At 65.8% G+C, this 333-nt stretch carries 1 protein-coding gene; it reads right to left on the bottom strand.

Annotated elements, in window-relative coordinates; translation table 11 throughout:
• Nucleotides 1-94 precede the first annotated feature (94 nt).
• Nucleotides 95-333 (bottom strand): hypothetical protein (locus C664_RS20110; RefSeq protein WP_004296273.1); only part of this gene is annotated, 239 nt, incomplete at its 5' end.

Raw genomic sequence — 333 nt, 5'->3', positions numbered from 1 at the left:
ATGTCGGTCGCATGGGCGGTGAGGCTGGCGAAGCCGATGGCGGCAGCGATCAGGAGCTTCTTCATCTGATGGGTTCTCCGGTGATGGGTTGGGTTCAGGCCTTGCGGTGCAGGTAGGCAGCGATCGGCCAGGCCAGCGCGGCCGCGACCGCGCCGAAGGCGGCGGCGTAGAAGAACAGGTTCATCCAGTCCACCCAGTAGCCCATGTTGGCGAAGGACGACTTGGTCATGGCTGGGGTGATGAAGAAGGTGATCGCCGTGGCGATGAGGCCGGTGATGAAGGCCGGGGCGAGGGCCTTCGTCCAACTGGCGCCAGGCCGGGTGGCGGCGAAGA

Source organism: Thauera sp. 63 (assembly GCF_000310165.2).
In the GTDB taxonomy this organism is placed as follows: Bacteria; Pseudomonadota; Gammaproteobacteria; order Burkholderiales; family Rhodocyclaceae; genus Thauera; species Thauera humireducens.
The sequence above is the reverse complement of the archived record's forward strand: the minus strand, read 5'-3'. Positions and strand labels throughout refer to the sequence as shown.